17 protein-coding genes and 1 pseudogene are annotated in these 21,771 nt (G+C 56.5%); 8 read left to right on the forward strand and 10 right to left on the reverse strand.

Annotation, left to right across the window (positions count from 1 at the left end; all coding sequences use genetic code 11):
- Nucleotides 1-102: 102 nt before the first annotated feature.
- Together PMI18_RS15860 and PMI18_RS15855 are read right to left on the reverse strand one after the other, a co-directional pair.
- Nucleotides 103-1,302, reverse strand: a complete 1,200-nt coding sequence (locus PMI18_RS15860) for an MFS transporter (RefSeq protein ID WP_007900303.1) — start codon at nt 1,300-1,302, stop codon at nt 103-105.
- Nucleotides 1,303-1,388: 86 nt separating this feature from the next.
- The gene (locus PMI18_RS15855) at nt 1,389-2,348 is read right to left on the reverse strand and encodes an alpha/beta hydrolase (RefSeq protein WP_007900304.1); all 960 of its coding nucleotides are present in this window, start codon (nt 2,346-2,348) and stop codon (nt 1,389-1,391) included.
- A gap of 331 nt (nt 2,349-2,679) precedes the next feature.
- Here PMI18_RS15855 and PMI18_RS15850 point away from each other — a divergent pair, with 331 nt between their 5' ends.
- Together PMI18_RS15850 and PMI18_RS15845 are read left to right on the forward strand one after the other, a co-directional pair.
- A complete protein-coding gene (locus PMI18_RS15850; RefSeq protein ID WP_033036382.1) occupies nt 2,680-3,603 on the forward strand; it encodes an AraC family transcriptional regulator in 924 nt (307 codons plus the stop codon).
- A 138-nt stretch (nt 3,604-3,741) separates the two neighbouring features.
- Nucleotides 3,742-4,266, forward strand: a complete 525-nt coding sequence (locus tag PMI18_RS15845; protein WP_007900312.1) for a cupin domain-containing protein — start codon at nt 3,742-3,744, stop codon at nt 4,264-4,266.
- A 275-nt stretch (nt 4,267-4,541) separates the two neighbouring features.
- On the opposite strand, the gene PMI18_RS15840 is transcribed toward PMI18_RS15845, so the two are convergent.
- A complete protein-coding gene (locus PMI18_RS15840) occupies nt 4,542-5,159 on the reverse strand; it encodes a dTMP kinase (RefSeq protein ID WP_007900313.1) in 618 nt (205 codons plus the stop codon).
- 388 nt (nt 5,160-5,547) lie between these two features.
- Between PMI18_RS15840 and PMI18_RS15835 the strand changes: the two genes are divergently transcribed.
- A complete protein-coding gene (locus tag PMI18_RS15835) occupies nt 5,548-5,961 on the forward strand; it encodes a DoxX family protein (RefSeq protein ID WP_007900314.1) in 414 nt (137 codons plus the stop codon).
- A 312-nt stretch (nt 5,962-6,273) separates the two neighbouring features.
- Here the strand turns inward: PMI18_RS15835 and gfa are convergent, their stop codons facing one another.
- The gene (gfa, locus tag PMI18_RS15830) at nt 6,274-6,852 is read right to left on the reverse strand and encodes an S-(hydroxymethyl)glutathione synthase (protein ID WP_007900316.1); all 579 of its coding nucleotides are present in this window, start codon (nt 6,850-6,852) and stop codon (nt 6,274-6,276) included.
- Nucleotides 6,853-6,867: 15 nt separating this feature from the next.
- A pseudogene (locus PMI18_RS31895) lies at nt 6,868-7,014 on the reverse strand (hypothetical protein); the annotation flags it as partial.
- Nucleotides 7,015-7,309: 295 nt separating this feature from the next.
- On the opposite strand from PMI18_RS31895, the gene PMI18_RS15825 reads away from it, so the two are divergent.
- Complete coding sequence (locus tag PMI18_RS15825; RefSeq protein ID WP_007900321.1) at nt 7,310-12,142, forward strand: M10 family metallopeptidase C-terminal domain-containing protein; 4,833 nt, start codon at nt 7,310-7,312, stop codon at nt 12,140-12,142.
- A gap of 61 nt (nt 12,143-12,203) precedes the next feature.
- Here PMI18_RS15825 and PMI18_RS15820 read toward each other — a convergent pair whose 3' ends face one another.
- The 3 genes from PMI18_RS15820 to PMI18_RS15810 form a co-directional block, all read right to left on the reverse strand.
- Nucleotides 12,204-13,091 carry a DUF2950 domain-containing protein gene (locus PMI18_RS15820; protein ID WP_007900324.1) on the reverse strand — a complete coding sequence of 296 codons (888 nt, stop codon included), beginning with the start codon at nt 13,089-13,091 and terminating at the stop codon, nt 12,204-12,206.
- A gap of 26 nt (nt 13,092-13,117) precedes the next feature.
- Nucleotides 13,118-14,590 carry a DUF3300 domain-containing protein gene (locus PMI18_RS15815; protein ID WP_007900328.1) on the reverse strand — a complete coding sequence of 491 codons (1,473 nt, stop codon included), beginning with the start codon at nt 14,588-14,590 and terminating at the stop codon, nt 13,118-13,120.
- 118 nt (nt 14,591-14,708) lie between these two features.
- The gene (locus PMI18_RS15810; RefSeq protein WP_007900331.1) at nt 14,709-15,164 is read right to left on the reverse strand and encodes a YMGG-like glycine zipper-containing protein; all 456 of its coding nucleotides are present in this window, start codon (nt 15,162-15,164) and stop codon (nt 14,709-14,711) included.
- Between the two features lie 242 nt (nt 15,165-15,406).
- Here PMI18_RS15810 and PMI18_RS15805 point away from each other — a divergent pair, with 242 nt between their 5' ends.
- Nucleotides 15,407-16,054: an MliC family protein gene (locus tag PMI18_RS15805; protein ID WP_162831693.1), complete on the forward strand. Its 648-nt coding sequence runs from the start codon at nt 15,407-15,409 to the stop codon at nt 16,052-16,054.
- Between the two features lie 9 nt (nt 16,055-16,063).
- Here the strand turns inward: PMI18_RS15805 and PMI18_RS15800 are convergent, their stop codons facing one another.
- Both PMI18_RS15800 and PMI18_RS15795 read right to left on the reverse strand, forming a co-directional pair.
- A complete protein-coding gene (locus tag PMI18_RS15800; protein WP_033036385.1) occupies nt 16,064-17,248 on the reverse strand; it encodes a patatin-like phospholipase family protein in 1,185 nt (394 codons plus the stop codon).
- 147 nt (nt 17,249-17,395) lie between these two features.
- Nucleotides 17,396-17,896, reverse strand: a complete 501-nt coding sequence (locus tag PMI18_RS15795; protein ID WP_007900339.1) for an Lrp/AsnC family transcriptional regulator — start codon at nt 17,894-17,896, stop codon at nt 17,396-17,398.
- Nucleotides 17,897-18,016: 120 nt separating this feature from the next.
- Between PMI18_RS15795 and PMI18_RS15790 the strand changes: the two genes are divergently transcribed.
- The 3 genes from PMI18_RS15790 (at nt 18,017) to PMI18_RS15780 (ending at nt 21,663) form a co-directional block, all read left to right on the forward strand.
- The gene (locus tag PMI18_RS15790) at nt 18,017-19,051 is read left to right on the forward strand and encodes a histone deacetylase family protein (protein ID WP_007900340.1); all 1,035 of its coding nucleotides are present in this window, start codon (nt 18,017-18,019) and stop codon (nt 19,049-19,051) included.
- Nucleotides 19,052-19,102: 51 nt separating this feature from the next.
- Entirely contained in the window at nt 19,103-20,128 is a 1,026-nt protein-coding gene (locus PMI18_RS15785; RefSeq protein WP_007900341.1) for an ornithine cyclodeaminase, read from the forward strand.
- Nucleotides 20,129-20,241: 113 nt separating this feature from the next.
- The gene (locus PMI18_RS15780) at nt 20,242-21,663 is read left to right on the forward strand and encodes an amino acid permease (protein ID WP_007900342.1); all 1,422 of its coding nucleotides are present in this window, start codon (nt 20,242-20,244) and stop codon (nt 21,661-21,663) included.
- Nucleotides 21,664-21,771: the final 108 nt, after the last annotated feature.

Below are 21,771 nucleotides of genomic sequence, written 5' to 3' on the forward strand. Positions count from 1 at the left end.
TAGCCCATCGAACAGATTTATCGCCAGTTAGTCTCATCGAAGATGGCTTTTGTCGCCGCCCCAACTCCGCCAACGTTGCGCGAAGACTGTTCGCGACACATTTCAAGCGATGCTCGCCGCGGCAAGAGGCTCCCGCGATGCTGCGCGTACAGCCAGGAAGGCAAGAACGGCCGCCACGCCCAGCACAGTGGCGCTCAACTCGAAGGTCGCCCGATAGCCGCTCAAGTCAAAGACCAGCCCGCCAACGGTTGCGCCAGACGTGATTGCCAGTTGGATGATCGCTACCATTAAGCCGCCTCCCGCTTCAGCAGCGTCTGGCAACGTTTTCGCCAGCCATGTCCACCACCCCACGGGCGCAGCAGTCGCAACCAGTCCCCAGAGGCCAAGCAAAACAGTCGTGATGGCCGCCGAGCTACCGAATGAAACAAGCGCCAGAGCAATCACCGCCATCAAGATCGGGATGACGATGAGGGTTCGATGCAAACCATTTTTCAAGAACGCTTCAATCAGGAAGGTTCCTGCGAGGCCCGCAATACCCAGGACGAGCAACATCAACGACAGCATGGAAACACTGACGTGGGTGACCGTTTCAAGAAACGGGCGCAAATAGGTAAACAGCATGAACTGGCCCATGAAAAACACGCTGACCGCCACCATGCCTAACGCGACCGGCGTGCGTTTTATCAACTTGAAGACGTTGCCAGTGCCTGAACCGCTTTGCGATTTCATCGGTGGAAGGCTTAACAACAGCCATATACAAGCGACTATCGCGACTGGAATGACACACAAGAATGCACCGCGCCAGCCAATCAGGGCACCGAGAAAACTGCCCAGTGGCGCTGCAATAACCGTCGCCAAAGCATTGCCGCCGTTGACGGTTGCCATTGCGCGAGTGATCTGGTCATCAGGCACCAGGCGCATGGCGGTTGCCGCCGACAATGACCAGAAGCCACCTATCGCAACACCGATCAGCGCGTGGCCGATCATGAACACCCAGTAGTTCGGGGCGAACGCGACTACTGTTCCAGAAAGAATCATAAGCAGTGCCAGTGAAAGGAGCAGCGGTTTGCGGTCAATCCGTGCAGCCACCGATGCGATCAGAAGACTGGTGAACAAGGCAAACAGCCCCGAAACGGAGATTCCCTGGCCGGCATGTCCCTCGGTGACGTGTAGATCTGTGGCAATCGGTGTCAGGAGGCTGACGGGCATGAACTCCGATGCCACCAGCACGAAGGCGGCGAGGGACATGGCGAATACGGCGCCCCATGATTTATGGGGCACAGGGAGGAGGTGATCAGTCATTGGTTGAATCCTGTATTACGCGAAGCGTCGTAGCCCCGAGGACGAGGCTACGAGAGAGGTGATGCCCGGCCAGGGCACCGATCAGGCTACTTGAGGTTGCTTTTGAAGAACGTGGTCAACTTGGCGAATGGAATGAGGTTGACCCGGTCGTAAAGATCCACGTGTCCGGCATCTGGAATAATGAGCAACTCTTTAGGCTCGACGGCCCGCTTGTAGGCGTCCTCACTGAACTCGCGTGAGTGTGCCTGGGCGCCGGCAATGAACAGCAGCGGGCGAGGGGAGATAGTCTCGATGTCATTGAACGGATAGAAGTTCATGAACTTCACATTGCTGGTCAGCGTCGGCATGGTGGTTGTCTGCGGCGATGCGCCGGCCGGAGTGACTTCGCCTCGGTGGGTGCGATAAAAATCGTAGAACTCGTCACCCACGGCATTGCCGGTCAGTTTGAGCGGCGTGCCGCCGGTGTAGCGGATTTCGCCACCCTGGAATTCGGCATAGCGCTGCTCGGTGGCGTCGCGAATGATCTGCTGGCGTTGTTCCGCAGTCACTGCGTGTTTGAGACCGTTACGGTTGGCCGCACCCATGTCGTACATGCTGACGGTGGCGATGGCCTTCATACGCGGATCAATCTTGGCCGCACTGATAGCGAAACTGCCACTGCCGCAGATGCCGAGGACGCCGATTCGCTCAGGATCGACAATTGGGTGAGTGCCGAGAAAGTCCACGGCGGCACTGAAGTCTTCTGCGTAAATATCGGGCGAGACGGCCTGGCGAGGCACGCCCTCGCTCTCGCCCCAGAAGGACAAATCCAGGGACAGGGTGACAAACCCTTGTTCGGCCATTTTGGTGGCGTACAAGTTCGCACTCTGCTCTTTCACCGCCCCCATTGGATGGCCGACGATGATGGCGGCGTTCCTGGATTTGCGGGCGAGGTCTTTCGGGGTGAACAGGTTGCCCGCCACCTTCATACCGTATTGATTCTTGAAGGTGACCTTTTCAACGGTCACTTTCTCGCTTTTGTAGAAGTTGTCCGCGCCGTTTGACATATCGGCTCCCATTGAAGAAAAAGAGGCAACGAGAAGCCCCAGGGCAAGAAAAATTCCTTTCACCGGATAGTCCTTTCGATTGAGTTGTAGTTTGCTGGAGTGCTTTGACCCAGTGCTTAATCAGCCAACATGGCGTTGTCGATCACGAAGCAATACTTGACGACATGGGAGATTCCTCAATGGGTTTGTCGGATGAACATTCTCCGGTTCTGCCCATACTCCCTGTAGTGCATTTCGCTGGATTACTTGCCTGATTCTATGAGTCTCTGTTTTTTTGCAGGACGGTCGTGAACTGGCGAGTTAGAGTTCAGCGAAGAGGTACTAGATGAACATGACGATCAAACACGGCACCGCACCGCAACAGACATCGCCGCAAGAAACGCTTGCGCAGATCATCGGCGCGCAGATCCCGAAACCAGGTGATTGCGGAACGCCCATTACGGGCCTCGGCTTCTTCAGACGCGAACATCCATCGCCGCCCGTCGTCTGCATGGTCGAGCCAAGCATCATCCTCGTTGCCCGGGGTGAGAAACAGCTCTGGGTAGGCGGCGAAGGCTATCCGTATGACACGTCGCGATTTCTGATCACCTCATTGGACTTGCCTGCCAATTCGGAGGTGCTGGCAGCAAGCCCGGAACAGCCATGCCTGGGACTCACTTTGAAGCTCGATCTGCGCATGCTGGCTGAGCTGATAGCACAAAGTGACCTACCGCCAACCCGTGATCGATCCGTTGCGAAGGGGGTAGGAATTGGTTCAGTGACCCCTGCAATGCTGGCGTCATTCGAGCGCTTATTGGCACTGCTCGATGAGCCGGAATCCATTCCTGTTCTGGCCCCCTTGATTCAACGCGAGATTCACTACCGTCTCTTGCAGAGTGATCAGGCGAGCCGGCTACGACAAATAACTTCTGTCGACGGCCAAGGTTATCGGATCGCCAAAGCCATCGATTGGCTGAAGTTGAATTACACCTCAGCGCTTCGCGTCGATGAACTTGCGGCCCGAGTGCAGATGAGCACTCCGACCTTTCACCACCACTTCCGTCAACTCACCACAATGAGCCCCTTGCAGTACCAGAAATGGCTGCGACTGAACGAGGCGAGGCGATTGATGCTCAATGAACACCAGGACGTATCCAGTGCGGCTTACAAGGTTGGATATGAAAGCCCGTCCCAGTTCAGCCGCGAATACAGCCGTCTGTTTGGCGTACCCCCAAAGCGGGATATTGCGGTGTTGCGAGGGCAGGGGGAGCTATAGAGTCAAGCTGAACGAATTGCGTTTGCTCACGCTTTTAAACGCTATCGAGATAAAACGACTAAACAACCATTTAGCATAGTTAAAATCTATCAAATAGATTTATACAATAGCTAAAGTGTTTTAAGGAGGGCAATCCACATGACCAACAGTGAGCTCAACATTCAAATTCCCAACGCTGAAGCAGTCATTGCCGCATTGGCTCTGGAGCCTCACATAGAAGGTGGTTTTTACCGAAGAACCTTTCAATCTGATCACCACGCTATGGTCGAGATCAATGGAGGTCAACGTCACTTGATGACTTCAATTTATTACCTGCTGACCAAGGATTCGCCTATAGGTCATTTTCACTTGAATCAATCGGACATCGTTCATTACTACCATTTGGGAAACCCGATTCAGTACAGCCTGATTTTTCCAGACGGCACGTTGAATACTGTGGTGATGGGCAGCGACGTTATCGCCGGGCAATGTCTGCAGCTGCATGTACCTGGTGGCGTCTGGAAAGCTTCGCAGCTGATGAATGGTTTAGCGGAATACGGTTTGATCAGTGAAGCGGTTTCACCAGGATTTGATTTTGCAGATATGGAGATGGGCAGTCGGCAGAAGCTCAGAGAGCAGTTTCCCGAGCATTCAGAGCTGATTGGAAAGCTGACGCAAGGATGAAGGGCTTGGATGGATTGAGGGCTTCCAAATCTGCGTGCAACCGGGCTAATCCTGAAACATATAGTTACGTGTAATGTATATTATGTTAAATGATGTGTCAGGACGGAACTTCTACCAAAGGTTCTTTCAAGCTACCAATCCCCGATCCCTGTTTGAGCCAACTCAATATTTGGCTCAGAGTTCGATGCCAGGCACCCAGATCAAAGCATCAGCCGGCTACCGCTGCGGCGACAAATTCCCCCTTACCGCATCAAGGCCGGCGCAGCGAAGTTCGCCTACGGGCATCGAAGGACTCTATAGACCTCAGAAATCACCTGCATCGTTGCGTCTTCGATCGTTCCTTCGTTACGGCATAAAACCCAGCCGTGATCTGCAGTCGCTCGCTCGAATGCCTTGGTACAAGCGACATGTTCTTCCAGCTTATGGATCACAGTACTGCTCAGCCCACGCCGTCGTGCCGCTGCCCTCGCCCATGAAATTTCAGGGGCGGTGACAACCCCGACATGCAGGTCTGGCACTCGCACGTTTCGATCAATGTTCAACTGTAGAATTTCTGCAAACGGGACGATCCGGCGAAACGCGGCATCAGACGGGTACCAGCGATCGATCAAAATGATGCTGCCTGGTGGCTGTTTAGCCAGCACGTGCTGTGAAATCCAGGTACGGCTATCAGCAAAGCGCTCACAAATCTCCAACTCCAAATCCCGGGTTGGGTTTCTGACGAGTTTGTTAACGAGGGTCATTGTTTCACCCCTATAGGGATCGCTTTTACTCTCGCAAAGTCGGATCACCTTTTTGTTGTCTGCCCTCAGTACTTTCGTAACGGCCTCCAACAGTGTGGTTTTGCCGGTTCCCTTGGGCCCATCTAGAGAAACAAACAGCGGACGATTCATTCTTCACATAACGATTGATACACGGTTTTTTTTGCCCGGTTCGTTCGCTGGAACCGCTTGGCGCGACTACGCGAATCGAGTGGAGGGCCCCTTATGAACAGACATTGATTAACACTCTAACCGGTTTCTGGCTGACGGGGCTCAAAACCCAGGGCCAGCGAAGCTCGACACCTGTTCTGCAACATGGGCCCATTAGCCGAGACTTTGACAGCAGCGGAACTTAATACGAACAGCTCCGTATGCTACCCGCAGGCAGACAGAGACGCATTTATTGCCACTCTCCCGTCCCAGAGCAGGCTGCCAATCAGCTGCTAGTGTTAAAAGTACGTACAAGGCTTCAATACCAGACTTACTTGTGCCCCTCCCTCGCGTCCACAGGCGGAATACCATGAGATACAACCTGTTTGAGAATCAGAGAAACGAGATCATCCTGCTCGCCCGCATCCTTCTAATGATCCTTTTCATCATTTCCGGCTGGAGCAAGCTGACCAGCTTTGACGGTACCGTTGCTTACATGAGTTCACTCGGCGCGCCCATGCCCATGGTCGCTGCAGGGATTGCGGTCGTCATGGAGGTCTTTGCCGCTATAGCGATCGTCGTTGGGTTCTACACCCGCCCACTCGCATTTCTCTACGTCTTGTTCGTACTCGGTACGGCTCTGATCGGGCATCACTTTTGGACTATGGTTGACCCGGAGCGCGCGGCCAACATGACCCAATATTTCAAGAACCTCAGCATCATGGGCGGCTTGCTGCTGCTGGGCATTACAGGCCCCGGCAAGTATTCGATTGATGGCAGGTAATAAGCGCGCATAAGGGCCCGGCAACTGAAGTAGCAGATGATCCTGGTCGGCACATTCTTGTTCCAGCCCGTGCATGCCGGGCAAGGTACCCATGAGGCTGATTGTTATTGGAGTAACTGAATCATCGCCATCTGAGCGCTATTGATAAATACCGTAACTCCCATACTCAACATTACGAATGTGAATATTGTTCGCCGGAAAAATGCTGCATGAGCGCAACGCCCTTCGCCTGGAACGGATCCAGGTGAAGGGCGTTGCGCTCATGGTTCAGCCAAGGTGGATCGTGCCGAATAATACATTTGGCAAATGGGTTTAACGGGATGCAAGAACACCATTCAACTTCGCCACTTGCGTAGCCAATGCGTCCATCAGATCTGGCGACAAGCAGTCATAAGGTTCCAAACCGAGCTCGCGCAATTTTTCGCGAATTGCCTTCATGTCCTCCGGCGGAGTGCCGGTTTCGATGAGCGACGAAACGAAGGCTGCAAAGCCCGGTGCAGCCCAACCTTTTTGCGGGGAAAGCTCGGTATGCACGAAGTCCAGGCCGTAGAACGCATGGTCTTTATTTTCGATGCGGCCGAACATATGCGCATGGCACTCTTTGCAAGCATGTCGTTGGATAGTGGCGCGCTCGTCAACGATGACCAGCTTCTCAGCGTTCGCGATGACGCTGACTTTATCGCGAGGAACAACAGCCACGACCGCGAATTTCGCACCTGCGGGCTTCCAGCACTTGCTGCAGCCACAGGCATGATTGTGCAGAGTCTGGGCGTCAATCCTGATTTCAACCTTATCGGTCGGACACAGGCATTGCAGGGTACCGCCAGAGAAATTTGCAGCGCTTGGCGCTATGCCGTTATCCAGTGAAGGATGAAGCTTCAAATTGCTCAAAATAAACCTCCAGTATCAGTGAATATTCGAACTGGATCTGGAGCCTGAGCTCCAGGGTGCGGATCGGTATTTGATAGTGCCTTCATGCATCAGATCGAAGGCCTCATTAATACGTTCAAGTAGTATGGTATGAGTGACGAAGGGTGCCAGATTGATTTCGCCTGCAGCGGATTCGCCACCCGTTGCGAACAACCCTTCGGACTCGCCGTTCTACCGCCGCCCCTGGATGTTCACCCTCCTTCCCGTAGACCCAACCTCTGCCTGAGCAAGCGTCAACAGAACGTTATTTTTTCGAAATACCTCAAAACCCCTCGCAACCGTTAATCAGTTAGTCCGGTTTTTTGACGCTCCCCCGATACGCGGTCACAACTTTTGCCCTCCGCTGGGTCATAACTCGGTAGCTGTCGATGGAATATTGGCATCTTTCGAGGTTTTCGCCTGATACGGAGATAAGCTCATGATTTTCAATGTACAAAATTTTGGCGCCAAAGGAGATGGCATCACTGACGACACAGCGGCGATACAAAGTGCAATTGATGCGGCGGCCGCTGCAGGCGGGGGGCAGGTGTACATGCCATCCGGAACTTACATCGTTTCGGGAGGTGAGGAACCCTCCGACGGTTGCCTGATGCTCAAGAGCAACGTCTACCTGTACGGCGACGGCATGGGAGCAACCACCGTCAAGGTGGCTGACGGCTCCGACACCAAGATCACGGGGGTCATCCGCTCCGCCTATGGCGAGGAAACCCACGACTTCGGCGTCAGCAACCTCACCATCGATGGCAACCGTGACAGCACCACGGGCAAGATCGACGGTTGGTTCAATGGCTACATTCCCGGCGAAGCGGGCTACGACTCCAACGTCACCCTCGACAGTGTCGAGATCAAGGATTGCTCCGGGTACGGTTTCGACCCCCACGAGCAGACCGTCAACATGGTCATCAAGAACAGCATTTCCCACGGCAACGGCCTGGACGGCTTCGTGGCTGACTTCCTCAGCAACAGCACCTTCGAAAACAACATCGCCTACGACAACGACCGCCACGGTTTCAACATCGTCACCAGCACCCACGATTTCACGCTCACCAATAACGTCGCCTACGACAACGGCGGCAATGGCATCGTGATCCAGCGCGGCAGCGAGGACATCCCCTCCCCCAGCAACATCACCATTACCGGTGGAGAGGTGTATGGCAACGGCGCCGAAGGGGTGCTGATCAAAATGTCCAGCGAGGTGACGGTCAGCGGCGTCGACATTCACGACAACGCCAGCGCCGGGATACGCATCTACGGCAGTAACCACGTCGAGATCATCGACAACACGCTCAACAACAACTCCCTGGGCGGCCCCGTACCGGAGATCATCATCCAGTCCTACAACGACACCTTGGGTGTGTCCGGCAAGTACTTCAACGGCAGCGATAACACCATCCAGGGCAACATCATCATCGGCAGCGACCTGTCGACCTACGGCGTTGCGGAGCGCAACGAAGACGGCACTGATCGCAACGCCATCATCGGCAACACCATCAGCCACACCAGCAACGGTGCCACGCTGATCTATGGCGACGGCAGCTACGTCAGCGCCACGGTGCCGATGACCACCGTGCAAGGCACGGCTGGCAACGACACCCTGCTGGGCAGTGCCGCCAGCGAGATTTTCTACGGCGTTGCCGGCAACGACACCATCAATGGCGGTGCCGGTGGCGACATTCTGGTGGGTGGTGCAGGTATCGACAAACTCACCGGCGGTACGGGCGCCGATACGTTCCGTTTCGTCGCTCAGTCCGACAGTTACCGCAACGCAACCACAAGCTTCGATGACACCATCACCGACTTCGACGTCACCCAGGACAAGATCGACCTCGCTGGCCTCGGTTTCACCGGCCTGGGCAATGGCCGTGGCGGCACCCTGCAGGTCAGCTACAGCGCCAGCAGCGACCGCACCTACATCAAGGATTATGATGCCGACGCCAGTGGCAATCGCTTCGAGCTGATTCTCTCGGGCAACCTCGCCAGCACCCTCACCGCCAACAATTTCATCTTCAATCGCGTGATCACCGGCACCAGCGGCAGCGACTCGCTGTTGGGTAGCGATTCTGCCGACACCCTGCTCGGCCTGGCGGGCAACGACAACCTCAGTGGCGGTGCGGGCGATGACAAGCTCGACGGCGGCGCCGGCATGGACACCCTCACCGGTGGCGGTGGAGCGGACATCTTTGTGTTCTCCAATCGTCTGGACAGTTACCGCAACTACAACACCGGCGGTGCCAACCTTGGCGACCTGATCACCGACTTCGATACCACCGCCGACAAAATCGACCTCTCGGCCATGGGGTTCACTGGCCTGGGGGATGGCAAGAACAACACTGTGTACGTGGTGCTCAACAGTGCCGGCACCAAGACTTACATCAAATCCCTGACCGCCGACGCCAATGGCAACCGCTTCGAAGTGGCTTTGGACGGCAACTACCTCAACACGCTGACCAGCGCCAATTTCGTCTTTGCCACTTCGCCAACGGTCAACCATGCGCCGGTGGTGGCAACGGCGTTGCTGGATCAGAACGCGACCGAAAACACCCCGTTCAGCTACGCGGTGCCGGCCACCAGTTTTACCGATCCGGATAACGACAGCCTCAGCTACACCGCGACCCTGGCCGATGGCAGCGCCCTCCCCGCGTGGCTGGGCTTCAACGCCACCAACCTGACCTTCACCGGCACGCCGACCGGCACCGCGTCCGGCAATTACAACGTGCTGGTCAAAGCCACGGACCCGGCCGGTGCATCGGTCAGCGATAGCTTCGCCCTGGTCGTGGCCGATGCGCCCGCCAACACCATCACCGGCACCAACAATGCCGAAACCCTCAACGGCACGGCGGGTGCGGACTTGATCCTCGGCATCGGTGGCAACGACACGATCAAGGCCGGCACCGGCGCGGACATCGTTGACGGCGGTGCCGGACGCGATTCGCTGTACGGCGGCGACGGTGCCGACACCTTCCGCTACACCAACGTGCTCGACAGCTACCGCGACTACGACACCGGCGGTGTCACGGTCACCGACACGATTTATGACTTCACCATAGGCGTCGACAAGATCGATGTTTCGGGCCCGGGCTTTGAAGGCCTCGGCGATGGCCGCAATGGCACGTTGTACGTCACCCTCAACGCGGCCGGCGACAAGACCTACATCAAATCCGCCGAAGCGGATGCTGATGGCAATCGTTTTGAAATCGCCCTCAGCGGCAACTACCTCAACACCCTGACCGCCAGCGACTTCGTCTTCGGCGAGAGCGTCCAGCAGGACATTCTCTACCTGCCCACCCTCGGCCAATCCAATGCGCGCCTGCTGCGCATGACGGAGGACGACAATCAGTCCGGCACGTCTATGCTGGTCAACGACCTGGACCGCTACACCGCCTATGACGTGCGCAGCCAGTTCACCGATGCCAATGGCAACGGCATCGACATCGCGGTGGGCGGCAGCACGGTCACCGGCCTGTCGACGCTCAGCGCCGAGGAACTCAAGTTGTGCTGGTGGCTGACCGACACCAACCAACCCGGGGCTGCGCTGTTGCGCGCCGTGACGCTGCTGCGCGACCAGCTCACCGAACTGCAATCGATCGATAACGTCACCATGGGCATCATTTGGGGCCAGGGCGAGGAAGCCGCCCAGGAGATCGCCCGCGCCACGGACAAAGTAGCGGCAGCAGCGGCCTATAAGGCCGCGACCCTGAAGGTGTTCGATTACCTGCATGCCCAGTTCGGCAACTTCAACGTGTACTTGATGGAAACCGGTCACTACGAACAGGACGCGGCGCGTGCCCGTGGTTATTCGGAGGAGAAAACTGCCTCCATCGTCGAGGGGGTTGGCTATGTCCGCGCCGCCCAGGAAGCCATCGCCGCCGAGCGCGCCGACGTCAAGCTGGCGGTGGACTACACCGACCTGCCCTTGCGCCACGAAGTCGACCCGCTGGCGTATCCCGACGACGTCTGGCACCTGCACGAAGAGTCGGCCGAGATCGTCGGCCAGCGCCTGGCCGACTACATTGCCAATGACCTTGGCTTCCAGGGCAACTCCAACGACAACAACAGCGTGCAGGACATTTTCGACAACGCTCAGAACATGATTTCCGGTACCGACCAAGCGGATACCCTGGTGGGTAGTTCGGGCAACGACACACTGGATGGCAAACTGGGCGCCGACACCATGACCGGTGGCGATGGCAACGACGTCTATGTGGTCGATAACACGTCCGACCGCGTGGTGGAAACCAACACCTCGACCTCGCAGATCGATACGGTGCAGGCCTCGGTCAGCTGGACCCTGGGCGCTAACCTCGAGAACCTGGTGCTCACCGGTGTGTCGGACATCAACGGCACCGGTAATGAGCGGCACAACTTCATCACCGGCAATACCGCCAATAACGTGCTCGATGGTGCCGCAGGGGACGACAGCATGAGCGGCGGCGATGGCAACGACACCTATTATGTCGATAACGCCAACGACACCGTGATCGAGATCAACAGCAATGCGGCGCAGGGAGGGGGCGACAGTGTGCACAGCAGCCTGGCGGCCTATACCCTCGCCAACAACGTCGAGCATCTGTATGTCGATAGCACTGCCGCCGCCAATGGCACGGGCAACGCGCTGGACAATACGCTGTTCGCCGGAGCCGGCAACAACGTGATGGACGGGCGCGATGGCAATGACACGGTGTCTTTTGAACGGGCCCTGTCCGGCGTTACCGTCAACCTCTCGACGTCAGCGCAACAAAACACCGTGGGTTCCGGACTCGACACCTTGAAATCCTTCGAAAATCTGACGGGAAGCGCCTACGCCGACAGTCTGTCGGGCAACAGCGCCGCAAACGTTCTGAACGGGGGGGCGGGCAACGATACATTGGTGGGCGGTTCGGGCGATGACCGGCTGATCGGCGGTGCAGGCACCGACAACCTCACCGCTGGCACTGGCGCGGATACCTACGCGTTTGGTGCGCTGTCGGACATGGGCATCGGGGCTTTGCGCGATGTGATCAACGGATTCAAGAGCACCGAGGGCGATCTTCTGGATTTCACCGGCCTGGACGCCAACCCGCTGACCACCGCTGTCGACGCCTTCACCTTCGTTGGCAGCAACGCCTTCGACCCTGCCGACGCCACCGGCCAACTGCGCTTTGCCGATGGCATTCTTTACGGCAGTGTCGATGCCGACGCCATTCCGGAGTTCGAAATCCAACTGGTGGGTGTCCAGGAGCTGCACGCCAGCGATTTCACAGCCTTGGGTTAGGCTCACATCCTTGGGAGCGAGGCTTGCCCGCTCCCAAAGGGATTTGCAGTCCGAGGCAGATCTATTCCTGCCCCACGGTAACCACCTTCCAACTGTCATCTGGATCAAAGCGCTTCATCGATTCCGCCAACTTGTCACCACCGGGTCCCAAGTCTTTTTCGAACACCTGCCCTTCATGACTGATCATGAAACTCATCACCCCGGTGTCAGCGTATTTCGCCGGCCAGGCGATCAGTGCAAAACCACGGCTCATCTCGTCACCGATGAGGTAGCTATAGGCGCCGCCCGGTGCCGAAGGACCTTGGCCATCAAGGATGCGAAAGTGATAACCCTGCCAGTCTTCGCCGGCAATGGTTTTGCCGAACAAAGGACCCAGCGGGCTGATCTGACCGCTATCATCGTCCTCCCAATAAAGGCCGTCGTGCTTGCCGGCGGTGCTGAAGATTTTTTGCGCGTAGGCGAGTGCGCCGTCCCCGTCATGATCCACTGATGCATACTCCATCTGGACGTCATGATAAGTCAGCACTGATTGCACCGCGGCGAGTTCGTTGCGGCCAATTCGACGTGCACGGACTTCGGCGCTGCCGGCGTCGATGTCGAAGCGCCAACCGTTCGCGGCTTTTATCATGGGGATAGGCAGTGTCCAGTGTTCACTGCCAACCGACAGGACCGCCTTGCTATCGCTGGTTTTTTCAATGGCGTGTTGCTCGCGGTATTGCTTCAAAAACGCATCCACATCACTGCGCTGCACGCCTTCGCGCGGGATGAAACTGCGCCATTCATTACCCAGCAAATCGGTCAGGCGTGCCTGATCGGCGTATTTCGTCCCCAGTGCTTCGACGAACGCCTGGGCGGCCATTTCCGGGGTTGGAAATGCCTGCTGTGCCGTAACCATGCACGACCACGTCAAGCCGGCAGCGATCGCCATGACATGAAGGCGCAAGCCCATGAGTGCCTTCACTCGAGCATTGATTTTCAACGGCGGCCCCCCCTTTGACGCGCTGGTGGATTGGACGGCCGACTGACCTGATGGCCGGCTGGACGCGAGGCACTGGGGCGCCGGGCGGATGCCTGACTGACCTGGCCACGACTGGCTTGTGCGTTGGCCTGGGACGGTGAGCGCACGCCGGCGAATGCATTGTTGCGGGCACTGCCCGTGCTGCCCGTACTGGCAGCCGGTCGTTTTTGCGCAGTCTGGCGCCCTTGCAAATCGCCCTGCCCGCGCTGATTTACCTGAGTGGTCTGTTTCCTGGGTTGCTGATTCTCCCGAGTACTTCTGGCAGTGCCCTGGCTCCTGTCAGACGCCTTCGGTCTGTCTGTACCGGCTTGCATCCGATTGCCGGGCGATGTTGCAGACTGGGCTTTGCGCGCCGAATCACGGGCTTCGCGGTTGCTGGTGGCGGGTCGCTCGATACCGTGCTTGTCCATTGAACCACGGGCTTTTTCACGAGCCTGGGCTCGCTGGGCATTGTCCCCTCGATAGGCTTCACGCTGACGGGCACCGTCCAGTTGTCGGCCGTACTGTTCGCGGCTCTTACTGTCTCGATAGGGAACGCCGTCGCGATGAACAGCGTTGTGCTGCCAGTTGTTCTGATTCCGAGTGATCTGATTGTTGCGATTGATGTTGTTGTAGCGTTCGACGTCGATGTCGATGTCGTTGTTGTCCCAGTCACAATCACCCCATAACGAGCCGATGATAGCCACACCGGTACCAAAGGCCAGCCCGGCCAACAATGCCGAACCGGGGTAATAGGCCGGCGGCGGTGGATAGTACACGGGCGGCGACGCCGGATAGGGCCAGGTGCCGTAGGTTGTCGTCGGGTTATAAGTGGGTACGTAAACCACCTGCGGATCGGAGGGCTGAATGATGATCGTGGAGGTGCTGGTGGCCGGAGCCGGAGCTGCCGGTGTCGGTGCCGCAGCCGCCTGCACCGTCACGTTCTGATATTGGTTGCTCTGCAGGTTGCCTGCTGCCTGGGCCTGATGACGCAAGCGTTGCACGCCCCCCATGACATCGTCGGGCTGCGCCAGGAAGGCATCACCCAGGCGTTGTACCCAGACGGGATCCTGTCCCAGCGTTGCCATGACTTGTGGGAAAGCGACCAGCGCCTGCACGCTCGGATCCCAGGGCTGGTTCGCTACTTGTTTGACCGCATCATCGCCCTTGGTGTCCGGGTGTGCTTTAGACCAGGTTACCGCCTCGGCGATTTCCCCGGGGTACGTGGTGGCCATCAGCACCTGTGCGAGCAGTGGGTCCGGGTAAAGCGCAATAGGAGCCAGCATTTGATCCAGCTGCTCCTGGGTAAACACGGCATCTTTGGCCACCGCGGTGACGGGCGCTGTATCGGCAGCGCTTGTGGTCGCGCTCGCATCCAATGATTGCGCCAGGCAAGAAGATCCGCTCAAAAACAATACAGCTGACACCGCGTAAAACAATGGAATGCGCATTGCACCCCCTATGTGGTGAGGCAGGCTTGAGCGCCTTGATCGTTCCGCCCTTCCCTGCACCGTCGCGCCCGTCAAAGACGATACAGATTTTGATGCAATTACCCATTGTTGTTCAGGTTCAAGGGGTTATCTGGTAGCCCCGTTGCTGCATGCAACTGTTGTAGGCGGAAGCAGTAGCCGCCGGTTCTGCCCGGCGATCCTGGCGACGATCCTGACGTTGCCGAGATCCACCTACAACCGCACCTGCCACCGCCGCATCCTTGGCCTGGTTCTGTCGATATTCCTGTTTAACGTCGTCGTCTACCTTGTCATAAAGCTCGTCATGCTGACGACCGCGTGCTCCGGCAACCGCCGCACCGGCTACTGCGCCAGTAGCGGCACCACGGGCACGTCCACCTGATTGAGACGTCGTGCTGGTGCTTGTCGCACTCCCGGCCTGAGCCTGGCATGAGCTGATGTCCTGCTGAATCAATTCGGGGGACTGCCCTTTGAGCGGCGTTACGGTCTCGGCTGAAGCGCAAAGGCAAAATACCGAGACAATCGTAGCCAGACAGGGGGGGATGGATTTCTTCATAAAGCCTCCACTGCTATCAGTGTGCTTTGGATCTTTGAGTCTAGCTCAGCGTTTTGTGACTAACCCGGGCGCAATGTTCTTAGGGTGCAACTTCTAATTCCTTTTACTTCTGCCCCTCGAACGGGTGCGGCAAGTTTTGAGCACTGACTTACACTGCGATACACCCAATGCGAACAAATGACTGTTCAACGGATCAATAGCTCTCACAGCAATCCGGGTATCAGGTAATGAATCAGCCCCTCATGAAAACGCTCACCCGTCTGCTCGCTGCCAGCGTGTGCGCGGCGACGGGCACCGGTGCCAATGCCGCGCCTGCTTCACCAATCATCCAGACCAGCTTCGACTGCGCCACGGCAAGGGCATCCGTCGAAAAGGTTATCTGCCGCGATCCGCAACTAACGCAAATGGATATCGAACTGACGCGTCTTTATCGCCTGGCACTCACGGACGATCATTCAGTACCGCGTCCTGACAAAGTCATGATCGACCAGCAGTTCTGGGTCGAGGCCCGTAATCAATGTGCCTCCGAGCCTGCGCTCAAAGCGTGTGCGATCCGAAGTTATGCCGAGCGCGCGCACCAGCTACGCCAAGGCTCGGCCATTGCGAGAACCAAGGATCCGGACAGACTCACCGAAGGCCCACTGGCTTTTCGGTGTACAGGGCTGAACGCGTTGATTGCCGCCACTTTCTTTAACACGCAGCCTGGAGTCGTGTACCTGAAGTGGGCGAACGCCTCGATCACCCTGAACCAGGTGCAGAGCGATTCGGGAACCCAATACACCGGCAAGGATTACCTGGGGAATTACCGCTTCTGGCAAGACGGCAACAGGGTCCTTTTCCAGAAGCCAGGCTCAGGGGAAATGAGCTGTACGGCCGAGCCGGTCGGCTGAGACCGTCTCTCACGTGCTCGGCGATTTATGCCACGGATAGCCTTTGGCACTGAGTTCAAAGGCGTACTTGAACAAGCACTTCATGTACTCGCCATCGAATTTATGGAGGCGAGAAATGCGGAAGTCGGAGCCGATGTACGCCAGATTGAAGTCCGCCCCATCTTGCTGGGCAATCCGGTAAATTCGGTCCAGATCGCTGATCCCCTGAGTCTGGATCAATGCGCTGATGGCTCGACCGCCGATGCTCAAGGTTCGGCGCTTCGTTCCGGACCATTGCAGTTCCAGTTTGCCGTTGCGAATCACATAGAAATGCCGTTCACGGCGCAAACGCGCCCCGGGCACCTGGTTCAGCGCCATCACGGTGCCGGGAGGGTAAAGGAACACCTGCGTAAGGACACCTCCGTCCACGTGCATTTCCTGAAACGGGTGGCCGTTAACGTCCACATCAATCATGACGGGTGAGACGGCACCGGGAATACTCATCGACGCGACCATGATGTGGCGAAACAGCTCGAGCGCTCCCGGTGCCTGGCTGGAGGCAATAGCGCCCATGTTCCAGGTGACCGGGCGCCCTGAATCAAGGTCGGTGGTACCGATCATCAGCAGCCGTCCCTTGGCGTATTCCGCCGCGATCGCCGCAAGAATCTCGGCAGTGACGTGCTGTGCAATCAGTCGCGACAGTGGCTTGCTGTGCGCCATGCCATCGCTGGTAAGACGAGTCAGCATATTGCGCGCATGGAAAATGTCTTTTGGACCGACTGCATTGCAGATACGCACAATGACATCGTCGTACTGGGGCCCCAGGTAGGCAAACGGGGCGACCAGGGCGCCAGCGCTAATGCCGGTGACGACTTTGAACACAGGCCGAGTCCCATGCAGGGTCCATCCCGCAATGATGCCCCCCGCGAATGTGCCGGCATCACCGCCGCCCGAAACGGCCAGCATATTTGCCCGCGGCAGGATGTCGTTCGGTAGCCCTGCGCTGGCGAGCGTCTCAGCCTCTCGAAGGTTGGCCTGGCTCACATCCCGAATGAACGGCGTCAGGTCCTGGTCCAGCCAGTAGCGAGCATCTGGAATGCCCGGGATGAGTGCTTTTTCCGTTAACGTTGGCGGCACCGCATCACGGCGTTGCAGGCACGCTTGACGCAACATGTTCAGGGTTGAGGCGCTAGGTCTGAGCTGGAATGGTTTCAACACGCCTCCTCCGGCCCCTGCAATTGGCAGAGCCCGTCACGCACACTCGACACAGCCTCTCAATGGCGAGTGGCCTGAACATCTTTCATGCTAGCGCAAGCTCAGGCAGTCATAACGTTGGTGGGACGTCCGGTCTGTAACGCGCGTTTACTGCTTTGTCCGCCCCGGAATGGCGATACGACTGGTCGTTTTGACCTCACGCAACGCAAGACTTGACTGGATAGAGGCGATACCGAGTTGTCGCCTCAATACGCTCTCGACGAAGTCACTGTAGCTATCAAGATCCTGAGCCAGTACTTGCAAAAGGTAATCGGCATCCCCCGTGATCTTGTGGCAAGACAAGACCTCGGGGAGCTGCATGATGACGGCTTCAAAGGCTTCGGGGGTGTGGTCAGTGTGCGTGGCAAAGCGAATATGCACGAACGCCATAATATCCAGGCCCAGTTTTCGCCGATCCAGGTTGGCCTGGTAATCCTTGATCACCCCCTCCTCTTCCAGTCTCTTACGTCGCCGCCAGCATGGCGTCAGGCTTAGCGACAGCCGTTCACTCAACTCGGCGTTGGAAATGCTGGCGTCTTCCTGCAGCAAGGCAAGGATGGAAAGGTCGGTATCGTCTAGTAATGCGCGTTGAGTATTTTTTTTCTGCATGGCGCCATCCAAGGGTAAATATTCCCGATTACGCTAGCAGAGCGAGAATGAAAAGCAAAGAAAGTGCATCCGAACCAGAACAAACTATTGGCACTGGACCACAATGACGGATGCGTTTTAATGCTTACAGTTTTTAGCGATTCTCATCGACTGCACCATGGCACTGAACTAAAGGACGGCGTTCTCAAACCTTCCTTCGAACAGCCAAGCCGAGCGGATACCGTTCGCGACCGAGTCCAGCACGTCGGGCTCGGCGATATCATCGTCCCGCGAACGTTTGACCGGGCGTGCTACGTCAATGCACACAGTGAGCGCTATGTTTCCTTTCTGGAAAGCGCGTGGTCTGAATGGACAGCAACCGGACGGGCGCATGACGCCCTGCCCCTGGTCTGGCCGGTACGCGACTTGTCCAATGAACAAGTCCCCGCGTTCATTGATGGCAAACTCGGTTTCTTTGCCATGGATGCCGGCTCGCCGATCACCGCGACCACTTGGGATGCAGTCAAAACCAGCGCGGACATTGCCCTCACCGGCCTATCGTTGATCAACGAAGGTCAAAACAGCGCCTTTGCCCTGTGCCGTCCACCCGGCCACCATGCCGCTCGTGAATACATGGGTGGTTACTGCTACCTGAATAACGCGGCCATCGCCGCGCAACATGCACTGACTCAAGGTGCAAAACGTGTCGCGGTGCTGGACGTCGACTTCCATCATGGTAACGGAACGCAAAACATCTTCTATAACCGCAATGATGTGATGTTTGCCTCTCTGCATGGAGAGCCGTCGGTTTCTTATCCTTATTACTCAGGTTTCAGTTCCGAATGCGGCACCGGTGCCGGCGAAGGTTATAACCTGAATTATCCGTTACCGAAAAATACCACGTGGCAGAGTTACCAGAACGCCCTGATGCATGCCTGCAAAAAACTTCGGAGCTTCTCGCCTGAGTTGCTAGTTATTTCCTTGGGTGTCGATACCTTCAAGGACGATCCGATCAGCCATTTTCTTCTGGAAAGTGATGACTTCTTTGGCATGGGTGAAATTATCGCCACTGTTGGCGCCCCTACGCTCTTCGTCATGGAAGGTGGATACATGGTCGATGAAATCGGTATCAATGCGGTCAACGTACTTCATGGATATGAGAGTAAACAATCCTGAGTTTTGAAGACCGATATAACCCCCTCGACTTACAGTTCAGAGAGAACACATATGACTCTATTCATAGACGTTGATCATGCGGCGACGCTTTTTCGAAAAATCGGAATCGGTAATGCCATCAGGGAAATGGCGCTCTACATCAAAGCCGACTATTGCCGTTGGGCTGACTTTGATAAGTCCCCACGTACGGCCAATCACTCCGATTCCGGGGTCATCGAGTTGATGCCGACCGACGACGGCATGCAATATTCATTCAAATATGTGAACGGCCACCCCGCCAATGCCAGCAACAATCTGCTGACAGTCATGGCCTTTGGTGTTTTGGCGGACGTTGATAGCGGATACCCCACAGTCCTCAGCGAACTCACCCTGACCACCGCGGTTCGCACAGCGGCAACGTCCGCCCTGGTAGCCCAGTCCTTGGTACGCAAGGGTTCGACACGCATGGCCATTATCGGAAATGGCGCCCAGAGCGAATTCCAGGCCATTGCCTTTTATGAAATGCTCGGGATCAACGAGGTGCGGATATTTGATATCGACAGCGCTGCTTCATTGAAACTGAAACAAAACCTGGAAAGCTATACCGGCATCAATGTCACCGTAGCCGCCTCGGTGCACGAAGCCGTCAAAGGCGTTGATATCATCACCACCGTCACAGCAGACAAGGCCTACGCGACAATTTTGACGCCCGACATGATCGAGCCGGGCATGCATATCAACGCAGTTGGCGGTGACTGTCCCGGGAAAACCGAACTTCACGTAGATATCCTGCGCGACGCCCGGATCATTGTCGAATTTGAACCGCAGACGCGCATTGAAGGCGACATTCAGCAACTGGACGCCGACTTTCCTGTTATCGAATACTTTCGCATCGTTCGGGATAACGAACCAGGCCGAGAAAGTGACACGCAAGTCACAGTATTCGACTCGGTGGGGTTTGCGCTTGAAGACTTTTCTTCACTTCGTTATTTGCATGACCAAGCTGGCAAATACGCGATCGGTGAAAATATCCATCTTGTCCCCACGCCAGCCAATATAAAAAACCTGTATCAACTGATTGAGGGCAACGCTAACTGATTAACCGCTACTGCAAGAGTGCTCACCCTGCAAGGCGCAATACATACAACAATAAAATACACGCACTATTTTTCTGCCAAAACTCAAAAAACATAAAATCAAGAGGTTTTGTGATGAAATCAGATACGCATGAAATAACTGAACAACCCGCATTACAGCGCACGCTCAGCAATCGCCACATTCAACTAATGGCCATGGGCGGCGCCATTGGCACGGGGCTGTTCATGGGCTCCGGCAAGATCATCGCCCTGTCCGGCACCTCGATCATACTTATCTATATGATCATCGGTCTTTTTGTTTACTTCGTCATGCGTGCCATGGGAGAACTGCTTTTATCTAACCTGAACTTCAAAAGCTTCGCTGACTTTGCCGGGGCCTACCTCGGCCCTCGTGCGGCCTTCTTTCTCGGTTGGTCATACTGGTTGAGCTGGAGCGTGGCCGTTGTGGGAGATGCAGTAGTCGTTGGGGGCTTCTTTCAATACTGGTTCCCTGATGTACCGGCCTGGATCCCCGCCATCGGCATGATGCTGACCCTGTTTGCCTTGAATGTGCTCACCGTCAAACTGTTCGGCGAGGTTGAATTCTGGTTCGCGATCATCAAGATAATCGCAGTCGTCACGCTGATCTCCGTCAGTGTGCTGCTGATTGCCAGCTCCTTCGTCTCACCCACGGGAGTCACGGCTTCCCTGACGCACCTGCTGGACAAGCAGGCCGCTTTCCCCAACGGCCTGTTCGGCTTCTTCGCCGGCTTTCAGATGGCGATCTTTTCGTTCGCGGGCACGGAGTTAATTGGCACTGCGGCCGCCGAAACCAGGTCGCCCGAAAAGACGCTGCCCAAAGCCATCAATTCCATACCGCTCAGGATCATCCTTTTTTATGTTCTGTCCCTGGTCTGCATCATCGCGGTGACCTCGTGGCAGCAGGTATCGCCCAACAAAAGTCCCTTTGTCGAACTGTTCCTGATCGCGGGTTTTCCAGCGGCGGCCGGCATTGTCAACTTTGTGGTGCTGACCTCTGCGGCGTCATCCGCCAACAGCGGCGTGTTCTCATCCAGCCGCATGTTGTTCGGCCTGGCCGACCTGGGTAACGCACCCGGTATTTTCAGACGGCTGTCGAAAAACAGCGTTCCGCTCATCAGCCTGGCCTTCACGACCTTTCTGATGCTGCTGGGGGTGCTGCTGCTGTTCATCATCCCTGAAGTCATGACTGCTTTTACCATCGTGTCGACGGTGTCGGCCATCCTGGTGATCTTTACCTGGTCGACCATCCTGGCGTCCTACATCGCTTATCGCAAAGCAAGGCCCGACCTGCATGCGCAATCCCGATACAAAATGCCTGGAGGCGTGCCGATGGCCTGGTTCTCCCTCGCATTCCTTGCATTTGTACTGTGCCTGCTTGCTCTTCGGCCAGACACCCGTCTTGCACTGTGTGTAATGCCTGCATGGTTCATTTGGTTGGCCATCGCCTACCAATTCTCACATTTCAGGAGCAGTAACCAAGCTAGTCACGCGGCAGGGTCACTTCTCAAAGAATGATTCATTGCCCACCAAAACCTGTACGCAAAAACCTGCACGCAAAAAAAGTCCCGTGACCGAATGAGGCACGGGACAAGAAATTGGTTGGTTGCGGCCAACCAAAGGAGC

This window comes from Pseudomonas sp. GM102, assembly GCF_000282555.1.
Classification (GTDB): domain Bacteria; phylum Pseudomonadota; class Gammaproteobacteria; order Pseudomonadales; family Pseudomonadaceae; genus Aquipseudomonas.

Coding starts and splice junctions, on each gene's coding strand:
- PMI18_RS15850 (WP_033036382.1), top strand. CDS start 2,680: ATGACGATCAAACACGGCACCGCACCGCAACAGACATCGCCGCAAGAA.
- PMI18_RS15780 (WP_007900342.1), top strand. CDS start 20,242: ATGAAATCAGATACGCATGAAATAACTGAACAACCCGCATTACAGCGC.
- PMI18_RS15825 (WP_007900321.1), top strand. CDS start 7,310: ATGATTTTCAATGTACAAAATTTTGGCGCCAAAGGAGATGGCATCACT.
- PMI18_RS15810 (WP_007900331.1), bottom strand. CDS start 15,164: ATGAAGAAATCCATCCCCCCCTGTCTGGCTACGATTGTCTCGGTATTT.
- PMI18_RS15815 (WP_007900328.1), bottom strand. CDS start 14,590: ATGCGCATTCCATTGTTTTACGCGGTGTCAGCTGTATTGTTTTTGAGC.
- PMI18_RS15820 (WP_007900324.1), bottom strand. CDS start 13,091: ATGGGCTTGCGCCTTCATGTCATGGCGATCGCTGCCGGCTTGACGTGG.
- PMI18_RS15785 (WP_007900341.1), top strand. CDS start 19,103: ATGACTCTATTCATAGACGTTGATCATGCGGCGACGCTTTTTCGAAAA.
- PMI18_RS15790 (WP_007900340.1), top strand. CDS start 18,017: ATGCTTACAGTTTTTAGCGATTCTCATCGACTGCACCATGGCACTGAA.
- PMI18_RS15860 (WP_007900303.1), bottom strand. CDS start 1,302: ATGACTGATCACCTCCTCCCTGTGCCCCATAAATCATGGGGCGCCGTA.
- PMI18_RS15795 (WP_007900339.1), bottom strand. CDS start 17,896: ATGCAGAAAAAAAATACTCAACGCGCATTACTAGACGATACCGACCTT.
- PMI18_RS15855 (WP_007900304.1), bottom strand. CDS start 2,348: ATGTCAAACGGCGCGGACAACTTCTACAAAAGCGAGAAAGTGACCGTT.
- PMI18_RS15840 (WP_007900313.1), bottom strand. CDS start 5,159: ATGAATCGTCCGCTGTTTGTTTCTCTAGATGGGCCCAAGGGAACCGGC.
- PMI18_RS15845 (WP_007900312.1), top strand. CDS start 3,742: ATGACCAACAGTGAGCTCAACATTCAAATTCCCAACGCTGAAGCAGTC.
- PMI18_RS15805 (WP_162831693.1), top strand. CDS start 15,407: ATGAAAACGCTCACCCGTCTGCTCGCTGCCAGCGTGTGCGCGGCGACG.
- PMI18_RS15835 (WP_007900314.1), top strand. CDS start 5,548: ATGAGATACAACCTGTTTGAGAATCAGAGAAACGAGATCATCCTGCTC.